Annotated in this window: 14 protein-coding genes and 4 pseudogenes; 4 read left to right on the top strand and 14 right to left on the bottom strand. The window is 62.4% G+C overall.

Features of this window, described 5'->3' with window-relative positions; translation table 11 throughout:
- Both ACIQ39_RS13145 and ACIQ39_RS13140 read right to left on the bottom strand, forming a co-directional pair.
- The coding region (locus tag ACIQ39_RS13145; protein ID WP_396435050.1) for a hypothetical protein at positions 1-197 on the bottom strand (197 nt) is incomplete at its 3' end.
- A gap of 594 nt (positions 198-791) precedes the next feature.
- Complete coding sequence (locus ACIQ39_RS13140; protein ID WP_396435049.1) at positions 792-1,376, bottom strand: HutD family protein; 585 nt, start codon at positions 1,374-1,376, stop codon at positions 792-794.
- 449 nt (positions 1,377-1,825) lie between these two features.
- On the opposite strand from ACIQ39_RS13140, the gene ACIQ39_RS13135 reads away from it, so the two are divergent.
- The 3 genes from ACIQ39_RS13135 (at position 1,826) to ACIQ39_RS13125 (ending at position 3,375) form a co-directional block, all read left to right on the top strand.
- On the top strand, positions 1,826-2,071 hold the full coding sequence (locus ACIQ39_RS13135) for a hypothetical protein (protein WP_396435048.1): 246 nt from the start codon (positions 1,826-1,828) through the stop codon (positions 2,069-2,071).
- 41 nt (positions 2,072-2,112) lie between these two features.
- Positions 2,113-2,313, top strand: coding sequence for a helix-turn-helix domain-containing protein (locus ACIQ39_RS13130; RefSeq protein WP_396435047.1), 201 nt, complete (start codon positions 2,113-2,115; stop codon positions 2,311-2,313).
- Between the two features lie 333 nt (positions 2,314-2,646).
- On the top strand, positions 2,647-3,375 hold the full coding sequence (locus tag ACIQ39_RS13125) for an oxygenase MpaB family protein (RefSeq protein ID WP_396435053.1): 729 nt from the start codon (positions 2,647-2,649) through the stop codon (positions 3,373-3,375).
- A gap of 403 nt (positions 3,376-3,778) precedes the next feature.
- Here ACIQ39_RS13125 and ACIQ39_RS13120 read toward each other — a convergent pair.
- The 3 genes and pseudogenes from ACIQ39_RS13120 to ACIQ39_RS13110 form a co-directional block, all read right to left on the bottom strand.
- Positions 3,779-4,285: pseudogene (locus ACIQ39_RS13120) on the bottom strand (aconitase family protein); the annotation flags it as partial.
- A gap of 213 nt (positions 4,286-4,498) precedes the next feature.
- A complete protein-coding gene (locus ACIQ39_RS13115; protein WP_396435046.1) occupies positions 4,499-5,836 on the bottom strand; it encodes a serine hydrolase domain-containing protein in 1,338 nt (445 codons plus the stop codon).
- Positions 5,837-6,116: 280 nt separating this feature from the next.
- Positions 6,117-7,078: pseudogene (locus tag ACIQ39_RS13110) on the bottom strand (transposase); the annotation flags it as partial.
- A 5-nt stretch (positions 7,079-7,083) separates the two neighbouring features.
- On the opposite strand from ACIQ39_RS13110, the pseudogene ACIQ39_RS13105 reads away from it, so the two are divergent.
- Positions 7,084-7,296 (top strand): annotated as a pseudogene (locus ACIQ39_RS13105) (hypothetical protein); the annotation flags it as partial.
- A 57-nt stretch (positions 7,297-7,353) separates the two neighbouring features.
- Here ACIQ39_RS13105 and ACIQ39_RS13100 read toward each other — a convergent pair.
- From ACIQ39_RS13100 to ACIQ39_RS13060, 9 genes and pseudogenes are all read right to left on the bottom strand, one after another.
- The gene (locus tag ACIQ39_RS13100; RefSeq protein ID WP_396435045.1) at positions 7,354-8,628 is read right to left on the bottom strand and encodes an alanine racemase; all 1,275 of its coding nucleotides are present in this window, start codon (positions 8,626-8,628) and stop codon (positions 7,354-7,356) included.
- Between the two features lie 19 nt (positions 8,629-8,647).
- A complete protein-coding gene (locus ACIQ39_RS13095) occupies positions 8,648-9,553 on the bottom strand; it encodes a sugar kinase (RefSeq protein ID WP_396435052.1) in 906 nt (301 codons plus the stop codon).
- Positions 9,554-9,636: 83 nt separating this feature from the next.
- Positions 9,637-11,124 (bottom strand): amidohydrolase family protein, encoded by a 1,488-nt coding sequence (locus ACIQ39_RS13090; RefSeq protein ID WP_396435044.1) that lies wholly within the window; start codon positions 11,122-11,124, stop codon positions 9,637-9,639.
- The gene (locus ACIQ39_RS13085; protein WP_396435043.1) at positions 11,121-12,083 is read right to left on the bottom strand and encodes a MurR/RpiR family transcriptional regulator; all 963 of its coding nucleotides are present in this window, start codon (positions 12,081-12,083) and stop codon (positions 11,121-11,123) included. Before ACIQ39_RS13085 ends, ACIQ39_RS13090 begins: the two co-directional genes overlap by 4 nt.
- A gap of 8 nt (positions 12,084-12,091) precedes the next feature.
- Positions 12,092-13,114 carry an ABC transporter ATP-binding protein gene (locus tag ACIQ39_RS13080; RefSeq protein ID WP_396435042.1) on the bottom strand — a complete coding sequence of 341 codons (1,023 nt, stop codon included), beginning with the start codon at positions 13,112-13,114 and terminating at the stop codon, positions 12,092-12,094.
- The gene (locus ACIQ39_RS13075) at positions 13,111-14,178 is read right to left on the bottom strand and encodes an ABC transporter ATP-binding protein (RefSeq protein ID WP_396435051.1); all 1,068 of its coding nucleotides are present in this window, start codon (positions 14,176-14,178) and stop codon (positions 13,111-13,113) included. The genes ACIQ39_RS13080 and ACIQ39_RS13075 overlap by 4 nt, the downstream gene beginning before the upstream one ends.
- A gap of 41 nt (positions 14,179-14,219) precedes the next feature.
- Positions 14,220-15,062 (bottom strand): ABC transporter permease, encoded by an 843-nt coding sequence (locus tag ACIQ39_RS13070; RefSeq protein ID WP_396435041.1) that lies wholly within the window; start codon positions 15,060-15,062, stop codon positions 14,220-14,222.
- Complete coding sequence (locus tag ACIQ39_RS13065) at positions 15,055-16,023, bottom strand: ABC transporter permease (protein WP_396435040.1); 969 nt, start codon at positions 16,021-16,023, stop codon at positions 15,055-15,057. The genes ACIQ39_RS13070 and ACIQ39_RS13065 overlap by 8 nt, the downstream gene beginning before the upstream one ends.
- Before the next feature lie 139 nt (positions 16,024-16,162).
- Positions 16,163-16,428: pseudogene (locus ACIQ39_RS13060) on the bottom strand (ABC transporter substrate-binding protein); the annotation flags it as partial.

Here is a 16,428-nt window from a genome sequence, read left to right as displayed (position 1 = left end):
TCCAAGCCCAGCTTGGCCTTGAGCTCGGGTGGATGAAGCCTGCGCTTTTTTGTTTCAGTCATTGGTAACCCATTTCTTTGGACAGTGTCCCACTTAAACACCTGTCCCAAATTCGGGGTCCACTTCAAACCCAACTCTTCCAACTTTTTAAATCGTGCATGCCAACGCCCTGAATGTTGGTACAAAAGGATGGTCAATCCAACTTAATAAGAACCAGTATTGCACACTTTTAAACTCATTATTTCCAGCTTGGGGCTTTACAAGCTTGCACATTGGGGACTGTTTGGATGATTGCAGGCGCTCACACCCTTCGCGTTCTCCAGGCACTCGTCAATCTTATTGAAGTTCAGGCACTTGCAGACTGCAGCGCCATCCTTGTTCAAAATGCCCATGGCATCCCATACTCACTCGGCCGCCGTGGCAATTTGGCCCTGCTTGGACGCGATGGCGACCAACTCGGCACTGGTCCAACGCTGGCGTTCTTGCAAACTCAAAGCCAAACCTTGCTGCGCTTGTTGGGAATGTGGGCGTAGATCCTGTCGGCGCGGCCGTGTTGCGCGAACAGTCGGTATCACGCGGCCAGATGGATGCGGGCTTGCCACTCTTGGGCAAACAGGTGGGCAGGCACAAAAGCGCTTGATGCGCTGGTTTGCGTGAGGGGACAGACCACAGTTTTCCTGATCGGTCTGACGCCACAGTTGTGGCCGCACGAAAGCCACAACCAACAGGACTGCACGGCACGGCCTAGGCCGCGCCCACTGGGGACTTGGCAGGGCTTGCCTGCCACCCGCTCAAATGGCCAAATGCGTCAAAGTCAGGGCCAAAAGCACCGGCTCAGCGCCCAGCGGGCGAAGTTGCCAAGACAGCGCCGCACCTTGCCACCACAGACCTTGCTGAGGCATGAGTGGCTGGGCCTGATCGCTGCCTGTCTGCCACTGGCCTTGCAACGCCATGAACAGGCCTTGGCTGTGGGCTGGCCAGTCACAGGCGCTGCGCACGATGTGTACTTGGGCGCAGCACACGGTGCGGCGCGTCAGGACGTTGAACACCTGGCAAGCCCCATCCAGCAAATGGCCTTGAATGGCCAGATCTCCAGAAAACGCAAAGGGCGAAAGCGGCGTGCCCAAGCGATGCTGAACTTGGCCCCCCTCGCTGCACAACTGCACCCCAGCACCGCCGATCAAAGTGATCACCCTGTCCACGCCGGGAAAGGCAGAAAAAGGGCCATCGTTGTCGATTTGTGCAACGCTTACACGCCAGTCAAAATCATTCAAGCTTGCACCCGCGGGTTGCCAGAGCACTTCGCGGGTCAGGCCACCGCCGTTTTTCCAAGGCGTTGCAGGCAGGTCTTGCAGGTCAAATCGGTGCTGTGTCATGGGGTAAAAAAGAGTCGTCAAGTTGCCCGATTGGGGCGAATGAAATCGCCCACACCCCTGGGCCTTGTGGCCCATTTTGCCCCGTCGTTTGACCGTGCTCAGACAAACGAGGACATGGCCACATCGGCCGGGCCACAAAAACCACGGGATATTTGGCCAGCGCAGATCGGGCACAACAACGGCAACACCTGGTAGATGCGGGCGATCAGCGCCGCCCACAGCCTGTGCGCTGGGCGTTTGGGCGTTTGGGCGTTTGGGCGGCACCAGCTGAATTGTTTTTATAAAAATACCAGTGCGTCTTGTGCGGCCACATGGACTTCGCCTGTGGGGATCACCCACACCTCAATGGAACCATTGCCGGTGTGAATTGAAGCAACACGGTCGCTTGTGGCCTTTGCCTTGCACGCCGCATTCACCTGCACGCCGAGTTATGCCAAGGACTTGCCCGCTTGTTGGCGCAACACGGTATCGTGTTCGCCAATGCCGCCGGTAAAGACCAACACATCGAGGCCACCGATGCAGGCGCTGAGTGCCCCAATTCGCGCACCACGCGGTGTGAAAACAGCTCGGCGGCAAACAGTGCGGCGTCAGAACTGCAGGCGCGCAAAGTGCGCAGGTCGGTTCTTTCGCCCGATACGCCTGATACGCCCGATACGCCCAGAAAACCACGCACTGCGCCTTTGCTCTGGGCATGAACGACAAGACCTTGAGCCGAGTTTGTTTGGCCGCCTGAGGCATGCCCGCCAAAACGGCAATCCACCAGCGCTTGGTTTTGGAAGCCAAGCGATTGCTGGCCCACACTTCCATGCAAGTGCAGACAATTGGCCGAGAGTTGGGCTTTGAAGAGGCCAGTAATTTCGTCAAGTTCATTCGCAAAAAAACTCAAATGCCTGCCTTGGTCTTTCGGGCGTCCCAGCCGAGGCCAGGAACGCAATGAAGCTTGAAAGCTGCAAAAATTGGTGGACACCTTGGACAGAGCGATCGACAAAACGGGAAAGAGGTCGCCAAAAAAACGTACCATCGTTGTCAATTTGTGTATGCATTTCCATCCCTTCGCATGACTGCTCATCTTTGTCCTTTCCACACCACCACCACCGTTGCCCAAATCCCTCCCGGGCCGGTTTACCGTCGCCCCTGGAAAATATTTCATGCGCCGCAAATTCGGCAAGAAATCAGTCAACTCGATGCCCAAGCTGACTGCCAGCGCATTGTTTATTTGTTGACTTGCTATGAATTTCCCTTTGACATCACCCGTTCTCTGGAACTGGCCTTGTTTCACACCTTTGGCAGTCGTTCGGTATCGCGCTTGCTTGACGGCACTGGAGAGTTTGCACAGCGTGGCCAGCAACGCTACGACGACACCAGCATGCTGATTGCACAATTCATGGAAGCGGGGTGGGACCAAGATCTTGGGCACCGTGCCATTGAGCGCATGAATGCCATCCATGCCCGCTACCGCATTCGCAACGATGATTTTCTGTTTGTGCTGTGGACCTTTATCGACTTTCCCATGGTCTGGATGGCGTCATTTGGCTGGCGCACTTTCACGGCGCATGAAAGCCACGCTTGGTTTAACTACTGGATCGCAATCGGTCAGCGCATGGGTTTGCACGACTTGCCTGTGGACAAGGCCAGCTTTGACCTCTGGATCCAAACCTACGAACAAAACGAAATGCTCTATGACGCAAGCAATGCACGGGTGGCGCAAGCCACACTGTCGGTGATGGCGCACTGGTTCCCGTCAATGCTGCAGCGCTGGGTGCAGCCCATTGTGGTCTGCATGCTCAGGCCTACATTGCGCCAAGCCTTGGGCTGGGCCACGCCCCCGCAGTGGCGAATCGCGTGCATCCATGGGGTCTTGCTGCTGCGGGCACGCATCAAGTCCTTCATTTCAATTGAACGCTACCCCAACCTTCTGAGCTCTCGCAGCTACCGAAGCTACCCCGGTGGGCCCATGCCACCGGAACAACTCGGGCCTGCGCCCCACGCAAAACACTGAGCCCGGTCTCTGAGGGTCAGATAGGAAATCCAACCGCATGAGGACAATCATGGCCCAGGTTTTGAACATCACAGGCCTTCAGGCTGGGTCTGCCTGAGCCCATGTTCAGGGCCAGTTGCCCGAGATTTTTCGGTTTGCGCATTTTTGGCATTGACAGACGCAGCCCTGCCTAGCAGCGTTGGCAAAACCGCTGTCGCCTTCCCTCACCCACTGATGCGCTGATCGGCCTCAAAGTCCAGCGCCAGTTGGGCCGCCTTGTCCCAATCGGGCTCAAGCTCGACACCCTCGCCTATCTGCGCGTCGCACACGTCCCACAACGGCAGCCCGAGTGTGGGGTGATGCGCGGTGGCTCTGACTCTGCGCCGATGTGTTGCAGAATTTTGCGGATGATGCCTGCACCTGACTGGTCGAAGTTCAGGTACTTGTAGATCGCCGCGCCGTCTTTGTTCACGATGCCCATGGCGGCGTGGTACTCGGCCACCGTGGGGATGTGGCCCAGCTTGGACGCGATCGCAGCCAACTCGGCACTGGCCAAGAACACGTTGGCGTTTTTGCCCAAGCGGTTGGGGAAGTTGCGCGTGCTGGTGGACACCACGGTGGCGCCTTCGCGCACTTGGGCTTGGTTGCCCATGCACAACGAGCAACCGGGCATCTCGGTGCGGGCACCGGCGGCGCCGAAGTTGGCGTAGTGGCCTTCCTTGATCAGCTCGCTCTCGTCCATTTTGGTCGGTGGGGCCACCCACAGCTTGACCGGGATGTCGCGTTGGCCGCCCAGCAGCTTGGCCGCCGCGCGGAAGTGGCCGATGTTGGTCATGCAGCTGCCTATAAAGGCTTCGTCGATCTTGGTGCCAGCGACTTCAGACAAGAACTTGGCGTCGTCCGGGTCGTTGGGGCAGCACAAAATCGGCTCTTATTCGCTTGCAGGCAAGCGCCTACAAATTCAGAACACCAGCCCTTCATCTTTCCCTTTGTAGGAGCCAGCCTGCTGGCGAATGTTCGCCTGAGGTGATGCCCGTTATACGGCACGCATCGCTTGCAGGCAAGTTCCTGAAGGGCTAAGAAAATGGCTGCTTTTTCAGGTGCTTGCCTGCAGGCAAGAGCCGGCAGGTGCACCGCGCTCAGGTCAGTTGATGGCTTGCGCCACCAAGTTTTTCATCAGTCGGCGGTAACTCGCCCGCAAGGGGCTGGGCGATTGCGTCATGTAGACCGCGCACAGTTTTTCTTTGGGCTCGGCCCAAAAGAAGGTGCCGGCAAAGCCGGCCCACATGAACTCGCCCGCTGAGCCGTGCACGGGGGCCAAGCCGTCTTGCGATCTGACCAAAAAGCCCAGCCCAAAGCTGTAGCCGTTGACGCCCAACAGCAACTGACCCGGGTTGGTGGTTGTGTTGATGCTGGCTCCCAGGTGGTCTGCCGTCATCAGGCGAACGGTAGACGGCGACAAAATGCGCGCACCATCGAGCGAGCCCCCGTTGAGCATGGCCTGGCAGTAGCGCAGGTAGTCGCCCGCTGTGCCCACGCCTCCGGCGCCGCCGGAGTCGTTGGCCGGCGGCTTGGAGACATCAATCAAGACGTTGGCCACACCCGTGAGCGGGTCTTTGGCAAAGGCCTCAGCCAAGCGGCTGGCTTGGGCCGCAGGCACATGAAAGCCTGTGTCTTTCATCTTCAAGGGAGAGAACATGCGCTCGGTCAAAAAGTCACCCAAGCGCTTGCCACTGACGGCTTCCACCACACGGCCTTGGATGTCTACCGAGAGCGAGTACTCCCAAGTGGTGCCTGGCTGCTGGGCCAGTGGGGCTTTGCCCACGGTGTCCGACATCTCGCTGGGGCTCATGCCGCGCGCGTCAAAAGGGATGGTGGGTAAAAACACTTTGGACTTGGCGTACGCCTCTTTGACCGGGGCATTGGCGGTGAGCTCGCCATAGGCCAAGCCCGAGGTGTGGCGCAACAGGTCTTGCAAGGTGGGCTCTTGGTTGGCGGCCACCATTTTGTAGCTCACTACGCCGGAGACGGGGTGGGTGGAGGCCACGCTGACCTGCGGGTTTTTAAAGGCCGGAAGAAACTTAGAGACGGGGTCGGTCAGCTGCACTTTGCCGTCTTCCACCAGCATCATGAGCGCGGTGGACACCAGCGGTTTGGTCATGGAATAGATTCTGAAAATGGAATCTTCTTTCATGTCGCTGCCATCGGCCCGGCCGGTTTTGCCAAAGGCTTCGGAGTACACCAGCTTGCCATTGCGCGCCACCATGACCACGGCGCCCGGCAAGCGGTTGCTGGCGACCTCTTGCTTCATGGTTGAAGAAATGACAGCCAAGCGCTCTGTGGACATGCCTTGCGATTCAGGCGTGGCTTTGGGCAGGGGCTGCGCCCAGGCGCTTGGCAGGGCCAGCAGAGCTGCGCTGGCGACCAGGGCGTTCAGGGCGTTCAGGGCGAATGGTGGGCGAGACTGAAAAAGTGTGGGCATGGGGGTCTCCAATGAGGGTGAGCGGGCTGAGTCAATCACGGATAGCAAATCCAACCGCATGAGGGCGATTATGTCCCAGGTTTTGGGCATCACAGGCCTTCAGGCTAGGCCTGCCTGAGCGCTTGCTCTGGGTCAGTTGCCAGAGATTTGTCGGTATGAACCGTTTTGGGCGCTGCCACGCGCAGCCCTGCCCCGCAGCGCCTGACAAAACCGCTGTTGCCCCCATTACCAGCCACCATGACCAACTGATGCGCTGATCGACCTCAAAGTCCGGCGCCACTTAGGCCGCTTCATCCCAATTTGGCGCAACTTCGACACCCTCGCCCATGGGCGCATCGCACCCGTCCCACAGCGCTGGCCCACGTGCCGGGGTGATGTGCGGTGGCTCTGCATCCACCCCGATGTACTCCAGTATTTGCCGGATGTCAGCGATGTAGGTGATGAAGGCTTGTGATTCGCATCTGCCCGCCACAGATCGGGCACAGCAGCGGGAACACCTCGTAGATGCGGGCCATCCGCACCGCCCACAGCTAGTGCGCTGGTCGCTTAAGGCTGCACCGGCTGAGCAGGCCCGGTCTGGATTGGGGGCGGATTGCCTGCCCCAAGTGCGACCACGCCCACGCCCGTACCGACTGGCTCGGCCAGTGGTTGCAGCGCTGCGCCGCACGCCAGCGCCATCGCCGCTGCCCTGTGTGGCGAGTTCGTCGCCAGCACGCCGAAGTAGCGGTGGCAGTGGGTGCGCGGTGGCGACACCAGCGCGGCAAGGCGCGCGATGAGTTCAAGCGGCGTGAGGTGCAGCTCGTCGGCCTGTGCCCCGTGCTTTGCACCTCGCTTTGCGCTGCGTTGGTCTCGCCGGTTGCTACCCGGTTCGCTGTGCTGCTTGGCGCAGCGGTAGACCAACTCGCTGCCCGCTTTGCGCAGCAGTTCAAGCGCAAACGGCGCTCGCGCGCAGTACCGCAGCAAGCGCTCCAGGCCCGCGCGGTCGTGCGCTGCAATGCACACGCTGGTGTCCACCGAGAAGCCGCTGTTACGGTACACCAACATCTCTTGGGCCTCAAAACCCTCCAGCAGGCCCCGGCCCACAAAGGCGCGCAGGAGCGGCAAGCGCAAGCTGGCCTGCACTTGGGCCACGGTATCCGCAGTCACGCCGATGGCCGGGTGGAAGATGACTCCCGGCGAGTGGGCTTGAGCTTGAGCGGCAGCACCGCCCTCGCCCACCACTTCCTCAAACACCCCATCGACTGGCGGCCGAGCTGGTGCGTGCATTCCCGCCCAAGCGCGAACTGACCGACCAGGGCGAGCTGGTGCGCGGCCTGCCGGTGCGCCTGTCCCTGCTGCGCCCGGGCGCTCAGTGCGAACTGCAGCTGGACGACCGCACGCTGTTTTTCCCTACCGACGCGGCGCTGGCGGGCTGGACGGCGCAGGCCGACCAGGGACTCGCCAGCATCGTCTACGAGTAGCCACAGCGCCGCTTCGTCAGCAGTCCGATGCGACAGGACCCAGCCCACGGGGGGTCTTCAAAACCAGGTGCTCACCGCGTCGACCACACGGTACTGATCGTCCACCACCGGCATCCAGCGCCATTTGTCAAAGGTGGTGCAGGGGTGAGACATGCCGCTGGCCACGGTCTCTCCCAGACGGGGCCACTCATCTGCCGCTGCCGTGGCGTCGAATGTCAGGTAGCTGTGCTGATCGTTCAAGGCGGTGATCCGCCAATGCGCAGGCACCGGCTGGGGTCTGGCCCCCGGTTTCCGGTCTTGCGGATGCGCACGCCAGATCGGCTGAGGCAAAGCCAGATCGTGGGCCACGTCGCGCTTGCCCATGGACAGCAGGGCAAGCCCGGGTTCGGGGCAACTCTGCACGCAGGCAAGCACCTCCAGCGCGGGTTGGAGGGTTTCGCGCAGACGCAGCCGTTGAGCGATGCAGCACAGGAAGCGGGCATAGCCGCCATGGTCGTGCGTGATGTAACAACCCGAGCGCAGCACCCCGCGCACCGGGCGGCCCAGCTGGGGCCTCAGGCGTTCGGCCACCAGGTCAAAAATGGCCGAACCACCTGCTGTGAGGATGATCTCTTCATGGGCCAACCAACCCTGGGCAATGGCTTCGCGGGCGCAAGCTTCCACCCGGTCCATCAGCGCTTGCACGAAGGCGCGGTCCTTGTCGTGATCACCCGTTGCCCCACCGCCTTCATAGCACTCGATGCCGACAAGGTCCAACACGGGCGAGGCAGCGATGCGCTGCATGAGTCGATGCGCTTCTTGCGCCGTTCGGCAACCGGTGCGCTGGCCTTCGATGCCCAGCTCCAGCAGCACCTCCAGGCGACCGCTGAAGCCACAGTCGGTGGCCCAGGCTTCGATCGCGTCCACCTGTCCTGGCGAGTCCACCAGAAACATCGATCGCAGGTCCGCCCGCTCGGCGTGCAGCAGCGCCAGCGTGTCCAGATCGGCACGCTGAATGACCTGGTTGGCGATCAGCAGCACGGGTACGCCATGGCGCGCGCCCACCGAGGCCTGGTACACGGTGGCAAAACTGATGCCCCAGGCCCCGGCGTCGAGTTGCATCTGCCACAGCTCGGGCGACATGCTGGTCTTGCCGTGCGGTGCCAGGTGCAGGCCACGCTGGGCGCAGAAGTCGCGCATCCAGTGCAGGTTGTGTTGCAGAGCGGGTTGTTTGAGCACAGCCAGTGGCAGGGCCAGATCGCCGCGCAGCAATTGCCAGTCTTGAGCGCAAATTTGTGACCGCGTCAATGCATCGGCGGTCGGCGGGAAACTCTTGAGCAGTGAAGAAAACATGGTGGGGGAAATGAAAAAATCAGGGGCTTGCCTGCAGCAGGTGTTGCACCTGCTGCCGGTGCGGAATGGGATGGATGGCACCATACCCCTGCGTGGACAAGGCGGCCGCTGCGCAAGCGTAGCGCCCGGCCTCCCGCAGGTCCGGTTGGCGCAGCCATTGACTCACAAAGACGCCGCCAAAAGTGTCACCCGCGCCCGTGGCGTCCACGGCATCGACTTTGAAAGCCGGAATGTACAGGCGCGCACCCGGCTGCGCGACCCAGGCGCCCTGAGCACCCATCTTCAAGGCCACGACTTTGGCTCCCAGTCCCAGGCAGTGATCCAGGATGGCCTGAGGCTCGGACAGACCGGTCAACTCGGTGATGTCGTCCCAGCTGGGCAGACAGATGTCGCACAGGGCCATGGCCTCGCGGCTCATGGCCCGGGCGCGCGCCAGGGGCCACAGGGACTTTCTCAGGTTGGTGTCGAAGCTCACCAGGGCACCGTGTTCACGGGCTTGCTGAGCGGCCAGCAGAACGGCGTCGCAGGCCGTGGCCGAAATCGCCATGGAAATACCGGAGAAATGAAAGGCACGCGTGGCCGACAGGAGCGAACAATCCAGCGCACCCGGTCGCATCAGGCTGGCGGCTGAACCGCCACGCAAAAAGTCGAACTGGTGGCCCGCGTGGGTGTGGCGCACGAAATACACCCCGGTGGGGGCTTGCGGATGGGTTGCCACGGCCTCGTGACAGACGCCTTCATCGGTCCACATCTGGCGCAGCAGGTTCGCGTGTCCGTCGCTGCCCAGGGCGCTGAGGTAGGCCACGCGGCTGCCCTGGCGGGCTGCAGCAACCAGGAAATTCGAGGTATCACCCCCAAATCCCTGCAGGAAATGGCGTTGCTGCGTGCGCTCATTCTGGTTGTATTCCACCAGGGCCTCACCCATGGCCACCAGGTCCCAGGCTCGGTCTGACGGGGCCGCTATCGGTTGCAGACCGGGTGCGCCGCTCGAGGTGAAAACAGGCCGGTTCATGCAAACTCCGAGCGTTGACCACGGCGCACGAAGCGACCATGGCGACCGATCAACTGGCCGTGCGACCAAGCCAGGTGACCGCCCACATAGACTTGAAAAATGCCCTCGCTCGGTGCGACAGGCTGGGCATAGGTGGCCCGATCGGCCACGCTGGACGGGTCAAACACCACCAGATCGGCCACCGCGCCCACTGCGATGCAGCCCCTGTCTTTGAGCCCCATTCGCTGGGCGGTCAGGCCGGTCATTTTGTGCACCGCCTGTTCCAGCGGCATCAGTGCCAGATCGCGGGCGTAGTGCCCCAGTACGCGGGGGAAGGTGCCCCAGAGCCGGGGATGGGGGCGTTGATCGTGGGGCAGGCCGTCGGAACCGATCATGCTCATGGGATGGGCCAGCACCCGTTGCAGATCCTGCTCATGGACCTGGAAGTAACACGCCCCACCTGGCATGAGGGCGCGAGCGCAGTCGATCAGACCCATGTCCCATTCGCGGGCAATGTCGGCCAGGTACTGGCCCACCACCTGCGGGTGCGGCTCGCTGCGGGTGATCAGGATGTCGATCGCTGGGTCGATCAGGTCTTCGCGCAACAAGGTCGATCCTGCCGTGTAGGGGTACACGTCCAGCGACACCTCCTGCTGCTGTCGCAGCTGGTCGATGAAGGCCAGCGTCTGGAGTGCGCGGCCCCAGTTTTTGGGGCCGGCGCATTTGTGGTGGGAATACACCAGGCCGACCTGGCCCGCTTTGGCCGTGTCCGCCGCTTCCTGCATCGCCTGCAGGATGCCGTCGAGTTCGGTGCGGATGTGGGTCACGTAGATACCCCCATGCGCTGCGCAGCGACGGCACAAGGCCACCAGCTCGGCCATGTCGGCCGCATAAGCAGGTTTGTAGAACACGCCGCTGGACAGGCCCAGTGCCCCGGCCTGCAGCGCATCCGAGAGCAAGTCACCCATGCGGGCAACCTCTTGCTCGGTGGCGGCACGATCGAGTTCGGGCATGACGCTGCAACGCAAGGCGGTGTGGCCGACCAGGGCCGCCAGGTTGACGGCCGGAAGTGCCTGATCCACCGCCTGCGCGTACTGTTCCAGCGTGGAAAACCGAAAGCAGGTGGTGGACAAAATGTCCAGCGGCGCTTCGGGCCTCTGGGTGACCAGAGGCACCAGCGAAAGTCCGCAGTTGCCGGCCACGACCGTGGTCACGCCCTGCGAAATTTTGGCCGGCATCTCTGGCTGCAACAGGATTTGTGCATCGTCGTGGGTATGCACATCAATAAAACCTGGTGAGAGTGCCCATCGACCCAGCCCATCACTGACCGTGGCCTCTTGCCCCGGCAGGTGATGCCCGTGCACCGCGCTGGACGCAGCCGCCAGATCCTGGCCGATCTCCACCACCAGGCCCGCGCGAATCCTGACATCCCCCACAAAGGGGGGCTGCCCGGAACCGTCAATCACCACGTGTCTGCGAAACAGATGCTCCCGCGCTGAACTCATGTGTCACGCTCCGCGGCACTCCAGTTCCAGGTGGTGGCGGGGTGGCTTTCGGCGTCTTGACCGCGTGCGTGCAACATGTTGCGAAAGCGCGCCAGGTGTTGAACACCTGCCTGGCCCAGGTTCTGCAGCACCAGCAGGCACAGAATTTCCACCACGATCAAGTGGGCCAGGTAGGCTTCTGTGCCCACCCGCATCACGGCATCGGGCGGCACGGTCACGCCCAGCACGATGTCGGCACACTCGGCCAGGGGCGTGTTCGGCTGGGTGATGGCGATCACGGTGGCGCCGCCCGAGCGGGCGAACGCCACGGACTCCAGCAAAAAAGGCATGCGTCCGACGTGCGATATGGCCACGGCGACGCCGCCCGCACCCAGGGTGGCCGCCGAAATCAACTGCTGGTGTGCATCGGCCACGGCGTGCGCAGGTCTGCCCAGCCGGAACAGGCGGTGCTCCAGGTCTTGTGCCATGAAGCCGGAGGTGGCACCCGCGCTGTAACAATCGATCCGGTGTGCCAGCGCAATGCGCTCGGCTGCCTGGTTCAATACCGCCACATCCAGTTGTTGATGCAGATCGCTGATGGAGGCGGCCGCTCCTTGCACAATCTTGCTCACCACGTCGGTGGGTGTGTCGGACAGGCCCACCGTGCGGTGAACAGCCGTTGGGCGCGCCAGGTCCTGTGCCAAGGCCAGCCGGAAATCGCGCAAACCCTCGAATCCCATCCGGCGCGCGGTGCGCATGAAGCTCGGCATGGACACGCCAGCCCACGCCGACAGCTGCTCCACGCCCTCGTTGACGAAGCGGCGCGGATCGGCCAGCAGCAGATCGACCACTTTTTGTTGGGCTTGCGGCAACTGCGCCCGCTCGTGGGCCAGGCGCGAGAGCAGGCCCGGGGCCGCTGGCGGCGGGGGGACCGTTGGCCCATCGTCGGGCACATTTTCCAGGGGCAAAGATCGTTTCATGGGCAGTTTCAGACAGTCTCTCGGGGTGAACAGGCGCTCTCAACAGGCGGGGCCCCCAGTGCCGCCGCGGTGAGCGGCTCCTGCGCGATCTCTTCGAGGCGGACACAGGCCACCGAACGCCCGCCGGCCAGCGCCCGCAGCGGCGGTATCTCTTGCGCGCAGATTGATCGGGCATGGGGGCAGCGGGTACGAAACACACACCCACTGGGCGGCGCCAATGGGCTGGGGGGCTCTCCTTGCAAGGTGATTTCCGGCTCGGGTGCCATCGGGTCGGCCACGGGCGCGGCCTTGAGCAAGCCCACCGTGTAGGGGTGCGCGGGTGCTTCAAAAAGGTCTTTTTTCGTGGCGATTTCCATCACCCGACCCAGGTACAGCACCACCACACGGTCACACAGATGCTCCACCACATCCAGGTCATGCGAGATGAACAACATTGTCAGGCCCAGTTCGCGCTGCAAATCGCTCAGCAGGTTGAGCACCTGGGCCTGGATGGAGACATCCAGCGCCGAGACCGGTTCATCCGCGATGATGAAAGCGGGCTTGGCCGCCAGGGCGCGGGCAATGCCCAGGCGCTGCTTTTGTCCGCCCGAGAACTCGTGCGGATAGCGTTCGGCTTGATCCCCACGAAGCCCCACCCGCGCCAGCAAGGCCTGCATCTGTGCACGCCGCCCTGCGCGATCGAGCGTCGTGTGCAGGCTGAGCACCTCCTCGATCATGCTGCCCACCCGCTGCCGGGGGTTCAGGCTGGCGTCCTGGAACACCATTTGCATTTGGGAGCGCAGTGCTCGCATGGGCCCTGCGGGCAAATCCAGCACACCGCGCCCGCGCCAGAGCACCTCGCCAGAGGCCGCCGGTACGAGCCGCAACAAGGCGCGCCCGATCGTGCTCTTGCCCGAGCCAGACTCGCCAACCAGACCCAGTATTTCACCAGCGCCGACGGAAAAACTGACGTTGGAAACCGCCTTGACCTGCTGGTCACCTTGACCAAACACCACATTCAGATTTCTGACTTGCAGCAATGCTTCGTTCATGCAGCCTCCGTCACGGCATCGGTTTTCATCGAACAACGCCACTGGCGGTGCGTCAACTGGTGCCAGGTGGGGGGCTGGGTCTGGCAATCGGTTTGGGCACTGTCGCAGCGGGGCGCAAATGCACAGCCTCCACCGAGTTGCGCCATGCTGGGCGCTTGTCCGCGAATGGCATAGAGAGCAGGACTCGCCGCTGGATCGCCCGGCGATTCCAGCTCATGCCGGGCACGGCCCAGCCGCCGCTGACCGGGCAGGCAACGCAACAAGGCCTGGGTGTAGGGATGCACAGGCGAGGAAAACAGGGTTTTCACGGCCGTGGCTTCCACGATTTGTCCGGCGTACATCACGGCCACGTCATCGGCGTGGTGCGCCACCACACCCAGGTTGTGGGTGATGAACAAGACCGCCATGCCGCGCTCCTTTCGCAGCCGCGTGATGAGTTTGAGAATCTGCGCTTGAATCGTGACGTCCAGCGCTGTGGTGGGTTCATCGGCGATCAGCAGGCGCGGGCGGCAGACCATGGCCATGGCGATCATCACCCGCTGGCGCATTCCGCCCGAGAGCTGGTGCGGATAGTGGCCCAGGCGCTGAGCCGCTGCAGGGATTTCCACCTCGTCAAGCGCGCGCAGGGCTTCGAGGCGTGCGGCCTGCGCGTCCAGGCCTTTGTGCAAGCGCAAGGGTTCGCTGAGCTGGTCGCCGATGCTCAGCACGGGATTCAGACAGGTCATGGGCTCCTGAAAAATCATGGCCATGTGGTTGCCACGCAATCCACGCAGGGTGGCTTCTTCGGCACTGAGCAGATCATGCTGGCGCCCATCGGCTGCGGTGAAGAGCGCGCTGCCTTGGTGCGACCAGGTCTGGCTGCGTGCGAGCAAGCGCATCAAAGACAGGGAAGTCAGGGACTTGCCGCTGCCCGACTCGCCCACCAGGGCCAGCGTCTGGCCACAGCGGATGTCAAAGTCAATACCCCGCACCAGATGCACATCGCCTGGTGTGCCCCCTTGGCGGCTGTGCAGCCAGGTGTGCATGCCGCGAACGCTCAGGCAGTCGTTTCCTGCTGCTGCCATGAATGGGCCTTCAATGGCTGTCGGGTTGTTTGCAGATGGGTTCATGATTGACCTCTGAGTCGGGGATCCATGAGATCACGCACGCCATCGCCCAGCAATTGCAGCGACAGGGCGCACAACACGATGGCCAGACCGGGAAACAGGAGCAGCCACAGGGCCTGGTCGGCATATTGGGTGGCACCCGAGAGCATGGAGCCCCAGGTGGCGATCTCTGCACCGACCCCGACACCCAAAAACGACAGTGCAGCCTCTGCCAGCAGTGCATTGGCAAAAATGAAGGTCAGTTGCACCAATGCCGGCGAGAGCAGATTGGGCACCACATGCACCCACAGCATGCGGGGCAGAGGAATGCCCACCGCGCGCGCCGCCTCAATGTAAGGCTGCTCACGAATCACCAGGGTGGAAGCCCGCACCACCCGCGCCACGCGAGGGGTGTAGACGATGGCCAGGGCCAGCACCACATTGACCGGGCTGGCCCCCAGGATCGACACCAGGGCAATACCCAGCAAGATGTCCGGGAAGGACATCATCGCGTCCACCAGACGCATCAACACCGCATCCAGGCGGGAGAAGAATCCGGCCAGCAAGCCCATCAGTCCACCAGCCAAAGCGGCCAGCAAAGCGGTGGCTGCGCCAATGGCGAATGAGTAACGGCCTGCCTCAAGGGCTCGCGCCATCACATCTCGGCCGAGTTCGTCCGTTCCCATCCAGTAGAGGGCCCCCGGTGCCAGCAGGCGCTGGGTCACGTTGAGCGTGTTGCCGTCCGATTCCAGCAACAACGGCCCCACCAACGCGGCCACCAGCAGGGCCAGCAGGGTCAAGGCCGCCCACAGCACCACCCGTCGCGCAAACAAGGCGCGCATCCAGCGTTTGAACTCAGCCATGACGCAACCTCGGATCCACCAGGACGTACAACATGTCCACGCTGAAGTTGATCAGCACATAAATACCCGCGATCACCAGCAAGGCACCCTGAATCACGGGGTAGTCGCGCCGCAACACGGCACGAACCACCAGATTGCCCAATCCCGGCAGGTTGAAAACCGTTTCGGTCACCACCGCGCCACCGATGAGCAGCGCCAGCGTCAAACCCACCACCGTGAGCAAGGGTACTAGGGCGTTGCGCAAAGCGTGCTTGAGCACCACGCGGCTTTCGGGCAAACCTTTGGAGCGGGCGGTCCGGATGTAGTCTTCTCCCAGAATGTCGAGCATGGAGGCGCGGGTAAAACGGGTGATCAAAGCCGAGTTGAGCGTGCCCAGCACGATGGCTGGAAGCACCAGGTGGTGCAAGCGTTCAAGCAACAGGGCGTCTGGACTGCCGTAGCCCGACGCAGGAAACCAGCCCAGATGCACAGCGAACAGTTGGATCAGCAACAAGCCTGCCCAAAAGCTGGGCAAACTGGTGCCCACCATGGCAAGGGCGCTGACCATCTGATCGAGCCAGCTGCCTCGCCAGACCGCCGCTGCCATGCCACTGGGAACGCCAATGGCCACGGCCACGGCCAACGACATCAAAGCCAGCCAGAAAGTGGGCTCGGCCCGCTCCCACAGGGCTGTGGTCACTGGAATCTGGAGAAAAATGGACTGCCCGAGATTGCCTTGCAGCAACTGACCCAGCCAATACAGATACTGAACCCAGAGGGATTGGTCCAGGCCGTACAGGGCACGGGCCTGGAGGATGTCCTGCTCGGTGGCCGAGTCACCCAGCAAAACCGCCATGGGGTCGCCCGCAGCGGCCCGGGTCAGGACGAAGACCAGAACCGACACCAAGGCCAGAACCAGCAACATGCCCCACGCTCGGCGCCCGACGGCTCTGGCCGCTTTGCGCCAGGGATTTTGATGCACCACACCCACTCCTTGCATTAGGGGAGAACACAGCAGCAGCCTCGGCGGCGGTCGCCGGGCTGCTCAGGCAGGACATTGAACAGCAAGCGGGACTCTTGAAGACCCCGCTGCCGTACCAAGGCCGTCGATGAGCTCAGCATCAGCGCTTGAGGCTCACGTTCCAGAACGCGGGCCACAAACTCGGGGCATAACCCTGCACCTTGTCCGAGGTGGCCGACAGCGCTGAGAACTTGCCCATGTTGATATAGGGCACTTCGTCAGCCACCACCCGCTGCACACCGGCCCACAAGGGGCCTCGCCTGGCGGGGTCAGGCTGCTGGTTGAAGGCATCCAGAGCCTTGTCCTTGGCCGTCGTGGACCACCAGCCCGGCGCGCCATCACCCAGTTGCGGCGGTGACAACGTCG

Origin of the sequence: Limnohabitans sp. (genome assembly GCF_044361645.1) — a bacterium.
In the GTDB taxonomy this organism is placed as follows: domain Bacteria; phylum Pseudomonadota; class Gammaproteobacteria; order Burkholderiales; family Burkholderiaceae_C; genus Limnohabitans_A.
The sequence above is the reverse complement of the archived record's forward strand: the minus strand, read 5'-3'. Positions and strand labels throughout refer to the sequence as shown.

What these genes read in the sequence shown, in the direction of transcription:
- ACIQ39_RS13140 (WP_396435049.1), bottom strand. Translation starts at nt 1,376, where the DNA reads ATGACACAGCACCGATTTGACCTGCAAGACCTGCCTGCAACGCCTTGG.
- ACIQ39_RS13130 (WP_396435047.1), top strand. Translation starts at nt 2,113, where the DNA reads ATGCCCGCCAAAACGGCAATCCACCAGCGCTTGGTTTTGGAAGCCAAG.
- ACIQ39_RS13115 (WP_396435046.1), bottom strand. Translation starts at nt 5,836, where the DNA reads ATGCCCACACTTTTTCAGTCTCGCCCACCATTCGCCCTGAACGCCCTG.
- ACIQ39_RS13100 (WP_396435045.1), bottom strand. Translation starts at nt 8,628, where the DNA reads ATGTTTTCTTCACTGCTCAAGAGTTTCCCGCCGACCGCCGATGCATTG.
- ACIQ39_RS13095 (WP_396435052.1), bottom strand. Translation starts at nt 9,553, where the DNA reads ATGGGTGAGGCCCTGGTGGAATACAACCAGAATGAGCGCACGCAGCAA.
- ACIQ39_RS13090 (WP_396435044.1), bottom strand. Translation starts at nt 11,124, where the DNA reads ATGAGTTCAGCGCGGGAGCATCTGTTTCGCAGACACGTGGTGATTGAC.
- ACIQ39_RS13085 (WP_396435043.1), bottom strand. Translation starts at nt 12,083, where the DNA reads ATGAAACGATCTTTGCCCCTGGAAAATGTGCCCGACGATGGGCCAACG.
- ACIQ39_RS13080 (WP_396435042.1), bottom strand. Translation starts at nt 13,114, where the DNA reads ATGAACGAAGCATTGCTGCAAGTCAGAAATCTGAATGTGGTGTTTGGT.
- ACIQ39_RS13075 (WP_396435051.1), bottom strand. Translation starts at nt 14,178, where the DNA reads ATGGCAGCAGCAGGAAACGACTGCCTGAGCGTTCGCGGCATGCACACC.
- ACIQ39_RS13070 (WP_396435041.1), bottom strand. Translation starts at nt 15,062, where the DNA reads ATGGCTGAGTTCAAACGCTGGATGCGCGCCTTGTTTGCGCGACGGGTG.